Genomic DNA, 17,929 nt, shown 5'->3' with positions numbered 1-17,929 from the left:
GCGGCAGACGGCGGTGGGATATCCAGAGAAACGGACGGGCGGGAGAAGAAATTAACCGGGTTGGCAGAGGCCGTGCGGGCGGCCGCCCAGGCAGGGACAGCATGCCCAGGGCTGACGGCTTGCACTGTGCAAACCGGAGCCGCAAGGCGCATCGCGGCCCTGGGTAGCAGTGCCAGGCGCAGCGTCCATTGAACCGTGATGCAGCGGTCATGGGCCTGAAACGCGCAGCACGTCTTATGAATGCGCTGTGAACGCGAAAAATTCCGAAACTAATTAAGCTTCGCAATTGACAATCATTATCATCTTGCTTAGCGTGTCGTCCGTCTTAGGCCGTGCCTTACACAGTGCATTTCCTTTTCCTCTTGAGACCAGGTGATTTCCATGACGGAACAACTATCCACAAGTAAGTGCGATTCACCATTGCTCCAAGCATTCGTCGACAACCGCACCATCCTCGTGAAGATCGCCGCACGCATCACCGGCTGCCGCTCGCGCGCCGAAGACGTGGTGCAGGACGCCTTCTTCCGGCTCGCGGCCGCGCCGCAGATCACCTCCTCGTTCAAGGCCCAGCTCAGCTACCTGTTCCAGATCGTGCGCAACCTGGCGATCGATCACTACCGCAAGCAGGCCATGGAGCTGAAGTACTCCGGCCCCGAGGAGGAAGGCCTCAACGTCGTCCTGCTCAACGCCTCTCCGGAAGCCAGCCACATCAACTTCAGCACCTTGGAGCACATCGCCGAAGCGCTCAACGAACTGCCCCAGCGCACCCGCTACGCCTTCGAGATGTATCGCCTGCACGGTGTGCCGCAAAAAGACATCGCCAAGGAGCTGGGCGTGTCGCCGACGCTGGTCAACTTCATGATCCGCGACGCCCTGATCCACTGCCGCAAGACCGCCAACCGCCAAGGCTGATGACAGACATTGGAAGGCGCTACGGGTGCAGGCACGGCACGCATCGCCGCGCAGGCGCAGTGTTGGCCTCAAGCCCGCACGCGGGTGTTTGAAAGCCACCCCCTGAGCAGGCCCCGTGCGATGGCCGGCGGGCCGGCACGCCGCTTCAGCTGAGCCGGCAGTGGTCGAAGAAGCGCTCACGCCCCAGCACCATCAAGGCCGCCCGCTTGTGGGGAAAGTCAAAGGCCTTGTCGCAGTGAAACCCCACCTGTTCCATGTAGCTGATCATGCGTTGATTGTCGGCACGCGGCTCTGCGACCACGCGCTGGGTGCGCGGGTCATCGAGGAACAGATAGTGCACCAGCGCTGGCATCCAACTGGCCACTTTGTGCGGGCCGCGGTGCGCGTCTTCGCCCACCAGCATGTGCATGCCGCGGTCGTAATCGTCGACGTCATAGAACGGCGCGATGCGGTCTTCCTTGGCCCAGTAGGCCTCGAAATAGGCGAACGGCTGGTCGTTGAAACAGCCGATCAGCGTCAGCGCATGGGGGTCGTCGTGCAGCCGTTGCAGGTACTGCTGGTGCTGCTCGAGGGTGCCGCCCTCGTCCCAGAAGGCGAGCACGCGCGGGGTGTTCTGCCAGCGGTTGAAGCGCTCGAGGTCCTGGGCGAGGTCGAGGCTGCGCAGCGATACCCAGGCGCCCAGGCGCGAATCGTAGCGCCGGTACACCTCGCCGCTGGGTTTGGGCGCGCGGCGCGGGTGCCGCTTGCCCTGGCTGAAGAGCATCTGCGCGGGAAACAGCGGCCGCGGCGCATCGCCCAGCCAAGGCTGCGGCAATTGCCAGAACAGCCCGCGCTCACAGGTGAACCGGCCAGTTTGCTCGGTGGCCAGCAACAGGCCGCAGGCCAGGCTGGCGCTCAGCGCAGGGATCTGTTCAGCCGGCAGGTGCCAGACCAGGCGCTGGCAATCGGGGTGGCGAGCGAACCACCAGTAGCACGCTGCCCACAGGCCCTGCTGCGGGCGGTCGGCGCACAGTGTTTGCAGGTGCAACGCAGGCACTGCGCCCGGCACCAGGCGCAGCCGGATCAGCGGCCGGCCTTCCAGGCTCAGGTCCAGGTGCGCCTCGCCTGCCTCAGCGACAAGGCTGCGCCAGCGCGGCGGCATGGGGGTTGGCGCAAGGAGGGGGTTGGGCATGGTCACGGCTCGCGATTGGAAAGTACACGTTGCAGAAACGTCTGCGCGCCGGCGGAATTTAAGCCCCCGGCGTGGGCGTCACGGCGATCTGATACGGCGCGAAGATGCGCTGCAGCTCGCCATTGCTGCGCAAGCGCTCCAACAACGCCGCAAAGGCCTCGGCGCTGATCGGCGCCTGCGGGCGCAAGATTGCGTAGTGGCGATAGACCTGATCGACCCGCTCGGACACCAGCAACGCCTGCGCGCTGGCGGGATGGCGGGCGAGGAAGTCCGTCAGGTACGAGCGGGTCACCAGGGCGACGTCGGCGCGGCCGCGCTCGACCATGTACAGGTTGCTTTCGTGGGAGTAGGTCAGGCTGGCGGCGTGGACCCGCGCGAGGTAATGCGGGTCGGCGTTGAACTGGGCGAAGGCATAGTGATAGCCGTTGAACAGCGCCAGGCGCTTGCCCGCCAGGTGATCGAAGTAGCGTTCGGTGCGCCCGGGGGCGCGACGGGCGACGAACAGCTCGGCATCTTCCAGGCCCATGTCGACGGTGTGATGGGGGATGTCCTGCCACCCCCATGCCGGGTTCTCGAAGATCGCAAGGTCGGTGCGGCCATTGTGCAGGTCGCGGAATCGGCGGGGTATCGAGGTGGGCACCAGCACGAAACGGTAATCGTGCTGCACGGCATTGAGGGCGTCGGCCAGTTGCTGGAGCAAACCACTGTCGCTGCCCCGCTCCGGGCGCTGGGTGTAGGGGGGAAAATGCGCCGCACCCATGCGCACATCCTGCGCCGCCTCGGCCCAGGTGGGCGCCACCAGCCAATACAGGGCGAACGATAGGCCGCACAGCGCGGTCTTTACTCGGAACAATCGGCTCAAGTGGGCACTCATTGCGGGGAATTGCGGGGACAGGAAGCCTTGCCCCTTCAAGCTAGGCGCTTTGCTACGCCGATACAACCGCTGACAGCGGGCGCAACACTAGACCTTTGGCTACGCTGTACCTCTATTCAAAGGAGCCTGGCATGGGCCATTGGTTGGTTATTGACCTGGAAGCCACGACCGACGAAGGCGGCTGGCCGGTCACGGACATGGAAATCATCGAAATCGGCGCCACCCTGGTGACCCGTGAAGGGCGTGAAGTCGCGCACTTCCAGCGCCTGGTGCGCCCGCGCAGGCGGCCACAGTTGACACCCTTCTGCCGTCAGCTGACCCACATCAGCCAGGCCAGCGTCGATGCGGCGGCCTCTCTGGCGCAAGTCTGGGCGGCGTTCGAGCCGTGGCTGGCGCAGCACGGCGAGCAGTTGCGGGCCTGGGTCAGCTGGGGCGACTACGATCGCCAGCAACTGCTGCAGGAGTGGCGCATGAACCAGATCCACAGCCTGCTGGCGAACCTGCCGCACATCAACCTCAAGCAGCGCTTTGCCAAAGCCCGGCACCTGCCCAAGCCCATGGGCCTGAACAGTGCGCTGCACCTGGCCGGCTTGCAGTTCAACGGCCAGCAGCACCGCGCCTTGGAAGATGCACGCAACACCGCGCGTTTGCTGCCGCTGAGCCTGCCGGCGCACGTCACCTGAAAGCAGATGACGCTGGCGGGTGCCTTGGGCATACTGGCCAGCCATTTTTCCTACGTCTTGTATCCAGGAGTCGCCCATGTTCAAGGTCAATGAGTACTTCGACGGCACCGTCAAATCGATTGCCTTCCAGGGCGCAGAAAGCCCGGCCACCGTCGGCGTAATGGCCCCGGGCGACTACGAATTCGGTACCGCCAAGCGCGAAGTCATGCAGGTGGTGGCGGGCGCGCTGACCGTCAAGCTGCCGGGCAGCGAGACCTGGCAAACCTTTGCTGCGGGCAGCACGTTCCACGTCCCGGCCGACAGCAAGTTCCAGCTCAAAGTCGAGGTCGAGACCGCCTACCTGTGCGAGTACCACGACTGATCGCGTGCGCTGCGCAGCCGCTCGGCGGCGCAGCCCCCTGCCCCACGAGACGCCGCTGCGCTCGCGCTCACAACGCCCCCTTCAGAAACGCCGCAACGCGCTCGGCCGTGCGCTGCAGGTGCCCGTCATGGGTACACCCCGACGCCTTGAGCGGTTTCAGGTCGTGGTCGGCGGCTTGCAGCCAGCACACCTCGATGGCCGGTGACAGCGAGTAACCCTCCACCGTCTGCCGATTACCCAATGCATCGCGCTCGCCCTGCACGATCAAGCTTGGCGTGCGCAAGCTGGCCAGGTGTGCAGTGCGCGGCTTTTCCGGTTTGCCCGCGGCGTAGAACGGATAGCCCAGGCACACCAGGGCATCGACGCCCAACTCATCGGCCAGCAGACTGGCCATGCGCCCGCCCATGGACTTGCCTGCGACCGCCAAACGACCTGTGACCAATGGTCGCACGCTGGCGTAGACCTCACGCCAGCGGTCAAGCAGAACCGCCTGTCGATCGGGCGGTCTGCGCCCGCCGTCCCGACGCCGCTGGGCCATGTAGGGGAACTCGAAACGCAGCACCGCGACCCCTTGCCCCGCCAGTCTTTGCGCGATCTGGTCCATGAACGGACTGTCCATCGGCGCGCCGGCGCCATGGGCCAGAATCAGCCCGGCCTGACAGCCGTGTTCCCCCCGTGGGTCGGGCAGGTCGCAGTGCAAGCCTGTAACTTTTCCGACCTGCGCCCATTGATCCCCGTCAATACAGGCCAATTGCCCATCTTCCATCCTTCCCTCGCTTTTTAGCCTGCCTATAACCGTGGATGGGAACCCATACATGAACACAACCCTTAGCGCCGCCTACAACTACCAGGTGGTTCGCCAATTCTCCATCATGACGGTGGTGTGGGGCATCGTCGGGATGGGGATCGGCGTCTTCATCGCCGCCCAGCTCGTCTGGCCTGCCCTCAACTTCGACCTGCCCTGGACCAGCTTCGGCCGCCTGCGACCGTTGCACACCAACGCTGTGATTTTCGCCTTCGGGGGGTGCGCACTGTTCGCCACCTCCTATTACTCGGTGCAGCGCACCTGTCAGACCACGCTGTTCGCACCCAAGCTCGCCGCCTTCACCTTCTGGGGCTGGCAGCTGGTGATCCTGCTGGCAGCGATCTCGCTGCCGTTGGGCTACACCAGCTCAAAAGAATACGCCGAGCTGGAATGGCCGATCGATATCCTGATCACCATTGTCTGGGTGGCCTACGCCATCGTCTTTTTCGGCACGCTGATCAAGCGCAACACCAAGCACATCTATGTCGGCAACTGGTTCTTCGGTGCCTTCATCCTGACCGTGGCGATCCTGCATATCGTCAACAACCTGGAAGTGCCGGTGAGCCTGACCAAGTCCTACTCGGTCTATGCCGGCGCCACGGATGCCATGGTGCAGTGGTGGTACGGGCACAACGCGGTGGGCTTCTTCCTCACGGCGGGCTTTCTCGGGATGATGTACTACTACGTGCCCAAGCAGGCCGAACGCCCGGTGTACTCGTATCGCCTGTCGATCGTGCACTTCTGGGCGCTGATCACCCTGTACATCTGGGCAGGGCCCCACCACCTGCACTACACCGCGCTGCCCGATTGGGCGCAGTCGCTGGGCATGGTGATGTCGCTGGTGCTGCTGGCTCCGAGCTGGGGCGGCATGATCAACGGCATGATGACCCTCTCCGGTGCCTGGCACAAATTGCGCAGTGACCCGATCCTGCGCTTTTTGGTGGTGTCGCTGGCCTTCTACGGCATGTCCACCTTCGAAGGCCCGATGATGGCGATCAAGACCGTCAACGCCCTCTCCCACTACACCGACTGGACCATCGGCCACGTGCACGCCGGCGCACTTGGCTGGGTGGCGATGATTTCCATCGGCGCCATGTACCACACCATCCCCAAGGTGTTCGGCAAGGGGCGCATGTACAGCATCGGCCTGATCAACGCGCACTTCTGGCTGGCGACCATCGGCACCGTGCTGTACATCGCCTCGATGTGGGTCAACGGCATCGCTCAGGGCCTGATGTGGCGCGCGGTCAACAGCGACGGCACGCTGACCTTCTCGTTCGTCGAAACCCTGGTTGCCAGCCACCCTGGCTTCATCGTGCGCTTCGTCGGCGGCGTGATCTTCCTCAGCGGCATGCTGCTGATGGCCTGGAACACCTGGCGCACCGTGAGCGGACCCGCCAGCGCAGCCGTTAACGCGAACGCGAACGCCCAGCTGGCTTGAGGAGAACCGCCTGATGAAACACGAAGTCATTGAAAAGAACGTCGGCCTGCTGGCCTTGCTGATGGTGCTCGCCGTCAGCGTCGGCGGCCTGACGCAGATCGTTCCGCTGTTCTTCCAGGACGTCACCAACACCCCGGTCGAGGGCATGAAGCCCTACACCGCGCTGCAGCTCGAAGGGCGTGACATCTACATCCGCGAAGGCTGTGTGGGCTGCCACTCGCAGATGATCCGGCCGTTCCGTGCCGAGACCGAGCGCTATGGCCACTACTCGGTGGCCGGTGAAAGTGTGTGGGACCACCCGTTCCTCTGGGGCTCGAAACGCACCGGGCCGGACTTGGCCCGGGTCGGTGCGCGCTACTCCGATGACTGGCACCGCGCGCACTTGTACAACCCGCGCAACGTGGTGCCCGAGTCGAAGATGCCGGCCTACCCCTGGCTGGTCGCAACCCCTGTCGACAACAGCCATACCGACACCAAACTGCGCACCTTGCGCGGCCTGGGCGTGCCGTACACCGACGAAGACATCGCCGGTGCCCGTGACGCAGTCAAGGGCAAGACCGAGATGGACGCCCTGGTGGCGTACCTGCAAGTGCTCGGCACCGCCATCAAGAACAAGAGGTAATCGCCATGGAACTGGATATCGGCATGATCCGTGGTCTGGGCACCCTTGTAGTCTTCATCGCCTTCATCGGCCTGACCCTCTGGGTGTTCAACCGTCGCCGCGACCGTGATTTCGCCGAAGCGCGCCTGCTGCCCTTCGACGACGACAACCTGCCCCCTGCGGGGCAGGAGCCTGCCATGAGGAGTAACGGGCAATGACCACTTTCTGGAGTACGTACATCAGCGTACTGACCTTGGGCAGCCTGATCGGCCTGACCTGGCTGCTGCTCTCGACCCGCAAGGGCCAGAGCAGCGACACCACCGACCAGACCATGGGCCACAGCTTCGACGGCATCGAGGAGTACGACAACCCGCTGCCCAAATGGTGGTTCTGGCTGTTCGTGGGGACCTTGGTGTTTGCCGTGGGCTACCTGATCCTCTACCCGGGCCTGGGCAACTGGAAGGGTATCCTGCCCGGCTACAGCTACCTGGATCCCGACAACAAAACCGAATTCGCCAGCGGCGACAAAGGCTGGACCGGCGTGCACGAGTGGGAAAAGGAAATGGCCCAAGCCAATGCCCGCTTCGGCCCGCTGTACGCCAAGTATGCGGCAATGCCGGTAGAGGCCGTGGCGCAAGACCGCAAAGCGCTGGAGATGGGTGCGCGGCTGTTCGCCTCGAACTGCTCGGTGTGTCACGGCTCCGACGCCAAGGGCGCCTACGGCTTCCCGAACCTGACCGACCAGAGCTGGCGCTGGGGTGGCGAGCCCGCCAGCATCAAGCAATCGATCATGGACGGTCGCCACGGGGTCATGCCGGGCTGGGCGGAAGTGATCGGTGAGCAAGGCGTGGCCGATGTGTCCGCGTACGTCATCACCGGCCTGAACAAACGCCCCCTGCCAGACACCGTCAGTGCCGATGCCAGCAAGGGCCAGGCGATCTTTGCCGCCAACTGCGTGGCCTGCCACGGGCCAGAAGGCAAAGGCACGCCGCTGTTGGGCGCGCCCGACCTGACGGTGGCACAGGCCTTCATCTACGGTTCGAGCTTTGCCCAGTTGCAGCAGACCATCCGTTACGGCCGTCAGGGTCAGATGCCTGCGCAGCGTGATATCCAGGGCAATGACAAGGTGCACTTGCTGGCCGCTTATGTGTACAGCTTGTCGCAGCCAGAGCCTGCCGAGGCTGGCAAAAGCCACTGATCCACCCCCGCGCGGGGCCGCTCTGGCCCCGCCATCGCTAGCGCCACAGCCGGCCAGTCCCCGCCCGTATGAAACCGCATCCCCGCCCCACTGCCGCCTTCCCGGTTCAACACAGACCCACGCCACACTGCCGCCCCCCGGTTTTAACAGACCCCCGCCACACGGCCGCCCCTGGCAGGACGAGACCCTGAACCCCTGCCAGGCCACTGTGTGCGCCCACTGGCTTTTCACCAAGTCCGGCCAAGCCTCCTGCAGGGGCGGGTTTGGTAAGCAGACTCAGTGCTGCCCGTACTGGGCCGGCTGTGCCGGCCATCGCGGCTGACCGGAGCACCGGACCGGCCGCTCCTTCAGGGGCCGTGTGAATCTCAGGCAACACGCAGTCCACATGCCAGTGGCCCCCACAGCCCGAAGCCCTCTCCTCCCGACGCATACGACTTTCGCTTCGATCTGCTGCACCTTTGGCACCTCGACCCAGCGCTCGCCGAGGGTCGAGAAAAGACTGACCAATCGATCAGAAAAAACCGAGAAACGGTACACATAACAGGTATTTGTTTGTGTACACTCCCACCACTTCCTTATGCAGATCACTGCCATGACGGGGGTCCGTGACACGGGTCGGCGCAGGTGTGCGTGCGTTGCCAGAGCCCTTGGGGTTACTGATACTGGCGCCGATTGACGACCAACAAGAACATCACGACCGTGGAACCTTGCAATGAACACTGCACTTCGTCCGACCGCGTACAACTACCGGGTCGTCCGCCAGTTCGCCATCATGACGGTGGTGTGGGGGATGGTGGGCATGGGCCTGGGGGTCTTCATCGCCTCGCAGCTGGTCTGGCCCCAGCTCAACTTCGACCTGCCCTGGCTGAGCTTTGGCCGCCTGCGCCCGCTGCACACCAACCTGGTGATCTTCGCCTTCGGCGGCTGCGCACTGATGGGCACCAGCTTTTATGTCGTGCAGCGCACCTGCCAGGCCCGGCTGGTCTCTGATGGCCTGGCCGCCTTCACCTTCTGGGGCTGGCAGGCAGTCATCGTCGGCGCGCTGGTCACGCTGCCGCTGGGCTACACCACCAGCAAGGAATACGCCGAACTCGAGTGGCCGCTGGCGATTCTGCTGGCCGTGGTGTGGGTCAGCTACGCGGTGGTGTTCTTCGGCACGCTGGTCAAGCGCAACACTCGGCACATCTATGTCGGCAACTGGTTCTACGGGGCGTTCATTCTGGTCACGGCCATGCTGCACATCGTCAACCACGCCTCCTTGCCTGTGAGCCTGTTCAAGTCCTACTCAGCCTACGCCGGCGCCACCGACGCCATGATCCAGTGGTGGTACGGGCACAACGCGGTCGGGTTTTTCCTGACCACGGGCTTTCTGGGCATGATGTATTACTTCGTGCCCAAGCAGGCCGAGCGGCCGATCTACTCGTACCGGTTGTCGATCGTGCACTTCTGGGCGCTGATCACCTTGTACATCTGGGCCGGCCCCCACCACCTGCATTACACCGCGCTGCCGGACTGGGCGCAGTCGCTGGGCATGGTGATGTCGATCATCCTCCTGGCGCCGAGCTGGGGCGGCATGATCAACGGCATGATGACCCTCTCCGGCGCCTGGCATAAGTTGCGCACCGATCCGATCCTGCGCTTTCTGGTGGTCTCGCTGGCCTTCTACGGGATGTCGACCTTCGAGGGGCCGATGATGGCGATCAAGACCGTCAACGCGCTGTCGCACTACACCGACTGGACCATCGGCCACGTGCACGCCGGCGCCTTGGGCTGGGTGGCGATGATCTCCATCGGCTCGGTGTATCACATGATTCCGCGCCTCTATGGCCGCGAGCAGATGCACAGCGTAGGCCTGATCAACGCGCACTTCTGGCTGGCGACCATCGGCACCGTGCTGTACATCGCCTCGATGTGGGTCAACGGCATCACCCAGGGCCTGATGTGGCGTGCGGTGAATGACGACGGCACGCTCACGTTTTCGTTCGTCGAAGCGCTGCAGGCCAGCCACGCCGGTTACATCGTGCGCGCCATCGGCGGAGCGATCTTTGCTTGCGGCATGCTGCTGATGGCCTGGAACACCTGGCGCACCGTCCGTTCGGGCAACCCCGAGCAGGCCGAAGCCGCCGCACGTATCGTCACCACGGCGGGGGCGCACTGATGAAACATGAAGTGGTTGAAAAGAACGTCGGCCTGCTGGCGCTGTTCATGGTCATCGCCGTGAGCATCGGCGGGCTGACGCAGATCGTGCCGCTGTTCTTCCAGGACGTCACCAACCTGCCGGTCGAGGGCATGAAGCCGCGTACCGCGCTGGAAGTCGAAGGCCGCGACATCTATATCCGCGAAGGCTGCGTGGGCTGCCACTCGCAGATGATCCGCCCGTTCCGCGCCGAGACCGAGCGCTATGGCCACTACTCGGTGGCCGGTGAGAGCGTGTGGGACCACCCGTTCCTGTGGGGCTCCAAACGCACCGGGCCGGACCTGGCCCGGGTCGGCGCGCGCTACTCCGATGACTGGCACCGCGCGCACCTGTACAACCCGCGCAACGTGGTGCCCGAGTCGAAGATGCCGGCCTACCCGTGGCTCGTGGAAAACACCCTCGACGGCAAGGACACGGCGAACAAGCTCGAGGTGCTGCGCAGCCTTGGCGTGCCCTACAGCGACGCCGATATCGCCGGCGCCAGCGCTGCGGTCAAGGGCAAGACGGAAATGGATGCACTGGTGGCCTATCTGCAAGGCCTGGGCACGCTGATCAAGAGCAAACGCTGATGGATATCGGGATGATTCGCGGCCTGGGCACCGTGGTGGTGCTGGTGGCCTTCGTCGGGCTGGCCCTGTGGGTGTTCAGCCCAAAGCGCAAGCAGGATTTCGATGAGGCGACGCTACTGCCGTTCGCCGATGACGCCCAGGCCCGGCGCAGCGCCGAGCCTACCGACAAGAAAGCGCCGGATCAGGCGCCCGGGAGCCAGCAACCATGACCACCGTGTGGAGCCTGTACGTCAGCGTGCTTACCCTCGCCACCCTGGTCGGCCTGACCTGGCTGCTGCTCTCGACCCGCAAGGGCCAGCGCGAGGACACCACCGAAGAAACCGTAGGCCACGCCTTCGACGGCATCGAGGAATACGACAACCCGCTGCCCAAATGGTGGTTCTGGCTGTTCGTCGGCACATTGGTGTTCGCCGTGGGCTATCTGGTGCTGTACCCGGGGCTGGGCAACTGGCGCGGTATTCTGCCCGGCTACAGCTACCTGGATAACGCCAACAAGACCGAATTCGCCACCGGCGATACCGGCTGGACCGGCGTGCACGAGTGGGAAAAGGAAATGGCCCGCGCCAACGCCCGCTTCGGCCCGCTGTACGCCAAGTACGCCGCCATGCCGGTAGAGGCGGTCGCGCAAGATGCCAAGGCGTTGAAGATGGGTGCGCGACTGTTCGCCAACAACTGCTCGGTGTGCCATGGCTCCGACGCCAAGGGCGCGTATGGCTTTCCCAACCTGACCGATGACGTGTGGCGCTGGGGCGGTGAGCCAGAGGCGATCAAGACCAGCATCATGAACGGTCGCCACGGCGTGATGCCCGGCTGGGCGGCAGTGATCGGCGAACAGGGCGTGGCGGATGTGTCGGCGTTCGTCCTGACTGGGCTCAACAATCGCCAATTGCCCCAAGGCGTCAGCGCCGATGGCGACAAGGGCCAGGCGATCTTCGCCACCACGTGCGTGGCCTGCCACGGCGCGCAAGGCAAAGGCACGCCGATGCTGGGCGCACCCGACCTGACCCGCCCCGATGCGTTCATCTATGGGTCGAGCTTTGCCCAGTTGCAGCAGACCATCCGCTACGGCCGCCAGGGGCAGATGCCGGCGCAGGCGCCGTTGCAGGGCAACGACAAGGTGCATGTGTTGGCGGCCTATGTGTACAGCCTGTCGCATCCAAGGCAAGAGGCGGCCGATGGCCAGTGACCGGCACCCGAGCTCGGCGTGCACCGTGCCTGAGCGGTACGACAGGAAGCGGTACCGCCTGCTGTCGCGCAGGTCAGTACGCAATGCTCTTGGCGCAGGCGCTCTGCCTGCCTGGCCAAGAGGAATCAACAGCATGAACGCATATCCCTACCCCGACGCCCTGCCACCCAAGCAGCAGGGCCGTCACGGTAATCGCGCCACACCCCGGGCCTTCGTCTTCGCCTCCGACCCGCAGTACCCCTGGACCCCTGCCAGCGACAACGGCCTTGAACAGTCCAGCGAGGCTCGCGACCTGCAATCGCAGGCCTTGATCGAGGAGCAGTACACCAGCATCGCCGAGTACCGTGAGCACCACGGCGGCCTGGGTATCCCGGTGATGATCAACGGCGACATGACCGCCTATGGACACGGCTGGCAGCGCGAGTTCGTCTACCCCAAGCTGCAGACGCTGCTCAAAGACAACTACCACTTCGGCCTGGGCAACCACGACTACCAGAACAACATCGACGATACCTTCAACAATGGTGCCGCCAGGGACAGCATTCTGGATCTGGTCAAGCACCACCAGACGCGCGTCGATACCTTCGACCTGCAGGTCGAGAGCGACGAAACCCGGGACATCTACTCCGGCAGCCTGGCCTACAGCATGAGTTTTGGCCAGGTACGCCTCATCCAGCTGAACAACGAGCCGACCTACCGCACGCAGTTCGACAGTGGCTGGGCGTGGCCGGTCGAGCGCCATTATCGATTTGTCATCGTCGATTCGCTCGACTGGCTCGAGCAGCAATTGCAAGAAGCCCACGACCATGGCCAGACCGTGTTGCTGAACCTGCACAAACCCGATGACTGGGACGGTAGCCGCGAGGAGTCCATGCGCTTCAAGGCCATGATTCGCCACTACCGGGTGAGCGCCTTGTTCGCCGGGCATATTCACAAGGAGCCCGGCTGCTTCTATCGCGGCAATTACGGCCAGGTGCCGATCTACCTGAGCGGCTCGGCTTCGCAGAGCACGTTCCTGCTGGCAGAGCTCGATGATGATGGTCGAGCCATGAGCGTCAAGCAGGTCTCGCACAACAACTGGCGCGACGCTGAAGTCATAGACCGCGTGGCGCTGTACTGAAATGGGGCGTCATTTGCAGGGTACACGGCCCTGTCAATTGACGTGGATCAAGGCGGCGCTCTTTACACGATAACGTCATCGAACCCAATGCGACCTGGTGTCGCACCCCGACTTGACGGCGCCCGACAGGGGTATCATTGCTCGCAGGCGCCAACCTAGACATGACCGCGGCCGGCACGCATTGGCCGCGGCACCCTCTTCCACCGCCGTGGGACACGATGATGAGCAAGCAGATTCCAGTACAGGACGTTACCCCCGCCAAGGGGACGGTTTCCGTTGACCTCTACGCTTCACGCAAGAATATCTACACCAAGGCTTTCACTGGCGTGTTCCGCCGCGTGCGGATGCTCGCCGGGGCCGTGCTGTTCCTGCTGTATTTCGGCACCGTGTGGCTGAACTGGGGCGGCCACCAGGCCGTGTGGTGGAACCTGCCCGAGCGCAAGTTCTACATCTTCGGCACCACCATCTGGCCGCAGGATTTCATCCTGCTCTCGGGCATTCTCATCGTCGCCGCGTTCGGCCTGTTCTTCATCACCGTGTATGCCGGCCGCGTCTGGTGCGGCTACACCTGCCCGCAAAGTGTGTGGACGTGGATTTTCATGTGGTGCGAGAAGGTCACCGAGGGCGACCGCAACCAGCGCATGAAGCTCGACAAAGCCCCCATGAGCGCCAACAAATTCGTACGCAAGGCCGCCAAGCACAGCCTCTGGCTGCTGATCGGCTTCGTCACCGGGCTGACCTTCGTCGGCTACTTTGCCCCCATCCGCGAACTGGTGTTCGAGCTGTTCACCGGCCAGGCCGACGGCTGGGCCTATTTCTGGGTCGGCTTCTTCACCCTGGCCACCTACGGCAACGCCGGCTGGCTGCGCGAACAGGTGTGCGTGCACATGTGCCCGTACTCGCGCTTCCAGAGCGTGATGTTCGACAAGGACACGCTGATCGTGTCGTACGACCCACGCCGCGGTGAAGCGCGCGGTGCACGCAAGAAAGACACCGACTACAAGGCCAAGGGCCTGGGCGACTGCATCGACTGCACCCTGTGCGTGCAGGTCTGCCCCACCGGCATCGACATCCGCGACGGCCTGCAGATCGACTGCATCGGCTGCGCGGCGTGCATCGACATGTGCGACACGGTGATGGACAAGATGCACTACCCGCGCGGGCTGATCAGCTACACCACCGAACACAACCTGTCCGGGCAGAAAACCCAGATGGTGCGCCCGCGCCTGATTGGCTACGCCGCCGTGCTACTGGTCATGATCGGCGCCTTGGCCAGCGCCTTCGCGCTGCGCCCGCTGGTGGGCCTGGACGTGAGCAAGGACCGCGTGCTGTACCGCGAGAACGCCGAGGGCCGGATCGAGAACGTCTACAGCCTCAAGGTGATGAACAAGGACCAGCGCGACCACGTCTACGTGCTGGACGCCAGTGGCTTGCCGGACCTGCGCCTGGAAGGCCGGCGTGAGATCGCCGTCAGTGCCGGCGACATCGTCAGCCTGCCGGTGCAGCTGTCGGTCGCCCCTGAGGCGCTGCCGTCCACCACCAATGAAGTCACCTTCACCCTGCGCAGCGCTGACGACAGCGGCGCCGAGGTCCAAGCCCAGAGCCGTTTCATCGGCCCGTCCATCCGTTAAGGGAAACCGTTATGCCCGCTACTGCCGCCAGCCCCTGGTACAAGCACCTCTGGCCCTGGATCCTGATTGGCATCCTGACCTGCTCGGTGACCCTGAGCCTGTCGATGGTCGCCATCGCGGTGAACAACCCGGACAACCTGGTCAACGACAACTACTACGAGGCCGGCAAGGGCATCAACCGCTCCCTGGACCGCGAGCTGCTGGCGCAGTCCCTGGGCCTGAAGGCCAGCCTGTACCTGGATGAGCTGACCGGCGAGGTGCAGCTGCGCCTCGACGGCCAGAGCGAACCGGCCACCCTTGAGCTGAACCTGATTTCGCCCACCCAGCCCAGCCGCGACCGCAAGGTACTGCTGGCCCACGCCGGTGCCGGCCGCTATCTGGGCCAGTTGGATGACAAGGTCGAGGGTCGGCGTTTCGTCGAGCTGCTGGGTGAAGACAACGGCAAGGTGTGGCGGATGTTCGAGGAAGAAAACGTTGGTCACGGTGTGCGCCTGCAGCTGGGTGACGAAGCCCTGCTGGGGGCCGAGCGCAAGCCATGACTGCACGTGCAGCCGGCAACCCGTGCTGTTTGGGCGCCCCGGCCGCCGTGCGCGGCCGGGGGCGTGATGACCACCAGCCCTGCAAGGCAGTTCAGCGCAGCGATCAGGCAGGCCTGCTGGTCACTCGCGGCAACGGCGCGCAGCCATGAGCCAACCCACCCCCTGCTACCACTGCGCCCTGCCGGTGCCGACCGGCACCCGCTTCAGCGCCGTGGTGCTGGGCGAGGGCCGCGTGTTTTGCTGCCCCGGCTGCCAGGCCGTGGCCGAATCCATCGTCGCCGCCGGCCTGGAGCACTACTACCAGCACCGCAGCGAGACCAGCGCCAACCCTGAAGCCTTGCCCCAGCAGCTACAGGATGAACTGCGCCTGTACGACCGCCAGGATGTGCAGCGCCGCTTCGTGCGCCACGACGGCCCTGTGACCGAGGCCACCTTGATGGTCGAAGGCATCAGTTGCGCCGCCTGCGGCTGGCTGATCGAGAAGCACCTGCGCGCCATGCCGGGCGTGCAAGCGGCGCAACTGAACCTCTCCAGCCATCGCTTGACGGTGCGCTGGGCCGACGCGGCGCTGCCGCTGTCGCAGCTGCTCGCCGAACTGCGACGCATCGGTTATGCCGCCCACCCCTATCAACCGGACCAGGCCTGCGAACAGCTCGCGGCGCAAAACCGCAGCGCCCTGCGCCGCTTGGGGGTCGCGGGCTTGCTGTGGTTCCAGGCGATGATGGCGACCATGGCCACGTGGCCGGAATTCAACGTCGACCTGTCCCCTGAACTGCACACCATCCTGCGTTGGGTGGCGTTGTTTCTGACCATTCCCATCGTGTTCTACAGCTGCGCGCCGTTCTTCAAGGGCGCGCTGCGCGACCTGCGCAGCGGCCATCTGACCATGGATGTGTCGGTATCGTTGGCCATCGGCCTGGCCTTTGCCGCCGGTATCTGGACAGCCATCACCGGCAGCGGCGAGCTGTATTTCGACACGGTCGGCATGTTCGCCCTGTTCCTGCTGACCGGCCGCTACCTGGAGCGCCGCGCCCGCCAGCGCACGGCCGCGGCGACGGCGCACTTGGTCAACGTATTGCCGGCCTCGTGCCTGCGCCTGGATGCCACTGGCAAGGCCGAGCGCATCCTGCTCAGCGAATTGCAACAGGGCGAGCGGGTGCAGGTGCTGCCGGGGGCGGTGATTCCTGCTGACGGGCGCATCGTCGACGGTTGCTCCAGCGTGGATGAGTCGTTGCTGACCGGCGAATACCTGCCATTGGCCAGGCGAGAGGGGGACCGGGTAACCGGCGGCACGCTGAATGTCGAGAGCAGCCTGACCGTTGAAGTCCAGGCGCTTGGCCCGGACAGCCGGTTGTCGGCCATTGTTCGCTTGCTGGAGCGGGCACAGGCGGAAAAACCGCGCCTGGGGCAGATTGCCGACCGCGCCGCCCAGGTGTTTCTGATTTGCTCGTTGATCGCAGCGGTGGTCATCGGCGCGCTGTGGTGGCAGCTGGACCCGGCCCGTGCGTTCTGGATCGTCCTGGCCATGCTGGTCGCCACCTGCCCGTGCGCGCTGTCGCTGGCCACGCCCACGGCCTTGACGGCCGCCACCGGCACCTTGCACACGCTGGGCCTGCTGGTGACGCGTGGGCATGTGCTGGAGGGGCTGAACCAGATCGATACGGTGGTGTTCGACAAGACCGGCACCCTCACCGAGGGGCGGCTGACCCTGCGCAGCATTCGCCCGCTCGGCACGCTGGAGGCAGAGCAGTGCCTGGCCCTGGCCGCCGCCCTCGAGACCCGTTCCGAACACCCCATCGCACGCGCCTTCGGGCCCGCCACGCAGTCGGCGCAGGCGGTGACCAACACCCCTGGCCTGGGCTTGCAGGGCGAGGTGGGCGGGTGCCTTCTGCGCATCGGCCAAGCGCGCTTTGTGTGCGCCCTGAGTGGCGCCGATGTGCCAGCGCCGCCGACGCTGTCAGGGCAGTGGCTACTGCTGGGCGATCGTTCGGGCCCGCTGGCCTGGTTTGGCCTGGACGATCGCCTGCGCAACGATGCGGCAGCGCTGGTTGCGGCGTGCAAGGCGCGCGGCTGGCGCACCCTGCTGCTGTCAGGCGACAGCTCGCCGATGGTGGCTGAGGTCGCGGCGCAACTGGGCCTCGACCAGGCCCTCGGCGGCCTGCTCCCGGACGACAAACTCGCGCGGGTCAAGGCCTTGCAAGCCCAGGGGCGCAAGGTGCTGATGCTTGGAGACGGGGTCAACGACGTGCCGGTGCTGGCCGCAGCCGACATCAGTATTGCCATGGGCAGCGCCACCGACCTGGCCAAGACCAGCGCCGACGCGGTACTGCTGTGCAATCGCTTGCAGGCGCTGGTCGCCACCTTCGACCTTGCCCAGCGCACCCGCCGCAACATCCTGCAGAACCTGCTCTGGGCCACCCTGTACAACGGCCTGATGCTACCCTTTGCGGCGCTGGGCTGGATCACCCCGGTGTGGGCGGCCATCGGTATGTCGGTCAGCTCCCTGGTGGTGGTGCTCAATGCGCTGCGCCTGACGCGGGTCCGACCCGCACCTGCTGCCCCTGAACCTGCGTTGCGCGCTGCCCAGGCCCATCCATGAACGGCGTGCGTCTGCTGTGCGCCCCTCTCCACCCCCGAGCGC

18 protein-coding genes are annotated in these 17,929 nt (G+C 64.8%); 15 read left to right on the top strand and 3 right to left on the bottom strand.

What is annotated here, in order from left to right:
* Positions 1 to 381: 381 nt before the first annotated feature.
* Complete coding sequence (locus SJI00_RS06105; protein WP_322460834.1) at positions 382 to 912, top strand: RNA polymerase factor sigma-70; 531 nt, start codon at positions 382 to 384, stop codon at positions 910 to 912.
* Between the two features lie 145 nt (positions 913 to 1,057).
* On the opposite strand, the gene SJI00_RS06100 is transcribed toward SJI00_RS06105, so the two are convergent.
* Both SJI00_RS06100 and SJI00_RS06095 read right to left on the bottom strand, forming a co-directional pair.
* Positions 1,058 to 2,083 (bottom strand): GNAT family N-acetyltransferase, encoded by a 1,026-nt coding sequence (locus SJI00_RS06100; protein WP_322460833.1) that lies wholly within the window; start codon positions 2,081 to 2,083, stop codon positions 1,058 to 1,060.
* Between the two features lie 58 nt (positions 2,084 to 2,141).
* Complete coding sequence (locus SJI00_RS06095; RefSeq protein WP_322460984.1) at positions 2,142 to 2,843, bottom strand: substrate-binding periplasmic protein; 702 nt, start codon at positions 2,841 to 2,843, stop codon at positions 2,142 to 2,144.
* A gap of 245 nt (positions 2,844 to 3,088) precedes the next feature.
* On the opposite strand from SJI00_RS06095, the gene SJI00_RS06090 reads away from it, so the two are divergent.
* Positions 3,089 to 3,640 carry a 3'-5' exonuclease gene (locus tag SJI00_RS06090; protein WP_322460832.1) on the top strand — a complete coding sequence of 184 codons (552 nt, stop codon included), beginning with the start codon at positions 3,089 to 3,091 and terminating at the stop codon, positions 3,638 to 3,640.
* 76 nt (positions 3,641 to 3,716) lie between these two features.
* A complete protein-coding gene (gene ppnP / locus SJI00_RS06085; RefSeq protein WP_322460831.1) occupies positions 3,717 to 4,001 on the top strand; it encodes a pyrimidine/purine nucleoside phosphorylase in 285 nt (94 codons plus the stop codon).
* 67 nt (positions 4,002 to 4,068) lie between these two features.
* Here ppnP and SJI00_RS06080 read toward each other — a convergent pair whose 3' ends face one another.
* Positions 4,069 to 4,767 carry an alpha/beta family hydrolase gene (locus SJI00_RS06080; protein ID WP_322460830.1) on the bottom strand — a complete coding sequence of 233 codons (699 nt, stop codon included), beginning with the start codon at positions 4,765 to 4,767 and terminating at the stop codon, positions 4,069 to 4,071.
* A 49-nt stretch (positions 4,768 to 4,816) separates the two neighbouring features.
* Between SJI00_RS06080 and ccoN (SJI00_RS06075) the strand changes: the two genes are divergently transcribed.
* The 12 genes from ccoN (SJI00_RS06075) to SJI00_RS06020 all read left to right on the top strand — a co-directional run bounded on the left by ccoN (SJI00_RS06075) (position 4,817) and on the right by SJI00_RS06020 (position 17,887).
* Positions 4,817 to 6,247: a cytochrome-c oxidase, cbb3-type subunit I gene (gene ccoN / locus SJI00_RS06075; RefSeq protein WP_322460829.1), complete on the top strand. Its 1,431-nt coding sequence runs from the start codon at positions 4,817 to 4,819 to the stop codon at positions 6,245 to 6,247.
* 13 nt (positions 6,248 to 6,260) lie between these two features.
* Positions 6,261 to 6,869 (top strand): cytochrome-c oxidase, cbb3-type subunit II, encoded by a 609-nt coding sequence (ccoO, locus tag SJI00_RS06070; protein ID WP_312935184.1) that lies wholly within the window; start codon positions 6,261 to 6,263, stop codon positions 6,867 to 6,869.
* A 5-nt stretch (positions 6,870 to 6,874) separates the two neighbouring features.
* Positions 6,875 to 7,066, top strand: a complete 192-nt coding sequence (locus SJI00_RS06065; protein ID WP_312935183.1) for a cbb3-type cytochrome oxidase subunit 3 — start codon at positions 6,875 to 6,877, stop codon at positions 7,064 to 7,066.
* Positions 7,063 to 8,046, top strand: a complete 984-nt coding sequence (ccoP, locus tag SJI00_RS06060; RefSeq protein WP_322460828.1) for a cytochrome-c oxidase, cbb3-type subunit III — start codon at positions 7,063 to 7,065, stop codon at positions 8,044 to 8,046. The genes SJI00_RS06065 and ccoP (SJI00_RS06060) overlap by 4 nt, the downstream gene beginning before the upstream one ends.
* Positions 8,047 to 8,758: 712 nt before the next feature.
* Positions 8,759 to 10,204 carry a cytochrome-c oxidase, cbb3-type subunit I gene (gene ccoN / locus SJI00_RS06055; protein ID WP_322460827.1) on the top strand — a complete coding sequence of 482 codons (1,446 nt, stop codon included), beginning with the start codon at positions 8,759 to 8,761 and terminating at the stop codon, positions 10,202 to 10,204.
* Positions 10,204 to 10,812, top strand: coding sequence for a cytochrome-c oxidase, cbb3-type subunit II (ccoO, locus tag SJI00_RS06050; protein WP_322460826.1), 609 nt, complete (start codon positions 10,204 to 10,206; stop codon positions 10,810 to 10,812). The genes ccoN (SJI00_RS06055) and ccoO (SJI00_RS06050) overlap by 1 nt, the downstream gene beginning before the upstream one ends.
* The gene (locus SJI00_RS06045; protein WP_322460825.1) at positions 10,812 to 11,021 is read left to right on the top strand and encodes a cbb3-type cytochrome oxidase subunit 3; all 210 of its coding nucleotides are present in this window, start codon (positions 10,812 to 10,814) and stop codon (positions 11,019 to 11,021) included. The genes ccoO (SJI00_RS06050) and SJI00_RS06045 overlap by 1 nt, the downstream gene beginning before the upstream one ends.
* Positions 11,018 to 11,998, top strand: a complete 981-nt coding sequence (gene ccoP / locus SJI00_RS06040; RefSeq protein ID WP_322460824.1) for a cytochrome-c oxidase, cbb3-type subunit III — start codon at positions 11,018 to 11,020, stop codon at positions 11,996 to 11,998. The genes SJI00_RS06045 and ccoP (SJI00_RS06040) overlap by 4 nt, the downstream gene beginning before the upstream one ends.
* 133 nt (positions 11,999 to 12,131) lie before the next feature.
* On the top strand, positions 12,132 to 13,118 hold the full coding sequence (locus SJI00_RS06035; protein WP_322460823.1) for a metallophosphoesterase family protein: 987 nt from the start codon (positions 12,132 to 12,134) through the stop codon (positions 13,116 to 13,118).
* 221 nt (positions 13,119 to 13,339) lie between these two features.
* On the top strand, positions 13,340 to 14,749 hold the full coding sequence (gene ccoG, locus SJI00_RS06030; RefSeq protein ID WP_322460822.1) for a cytochrome c oxidase accessory protein CcoG: 1,410 nt from the start codon (positions 13,340 to 13,342) through the stop codon (positions 14,747 to 14,749).
* An 11-nt stretch (positions 14,750 to 14,760) separates the two neighbouring features.
* Positions 14,761 to 15,288, top strand: a complete 528-nt coding sequence (locus SJI00_RS06025) for a FixH family protein (RefSeq protein ID WP_322460821.1) — start codon at positions 14,761 to 14,763, stop codon at positions 15,286 to 15,288.
* Between the two features lie 145 nt (positions 15,289 to 15,433).
* Positions 15,434 to 17,887, top strand: coding sequence for a heavy metal translocating P-type ATPase (locus SJI00_RS06020; RefSeq protein ID WP_322460820.1), 2,454 nt, complete (start codon positions 15,434 to 15,436; stop codon positions 17,885 to 17,887).
* Positions 17,888 to 17,929: the final 42 nt, after the last annotated feature.

Source organism: Pseudomonas gebzensis (genome assembly GCF_034427815.1).
In the GTDB taxonomy this organism is placed as follows: domain Bacteria; phylum Pseudomonadota; class Gammaproteobacteria; order Pseudomonadales; family Pseudomonadaceae; genus Aquipseudomonas.
This window is presented reverse-complemented; position numbering and strand designations above follow the sequence as displayed.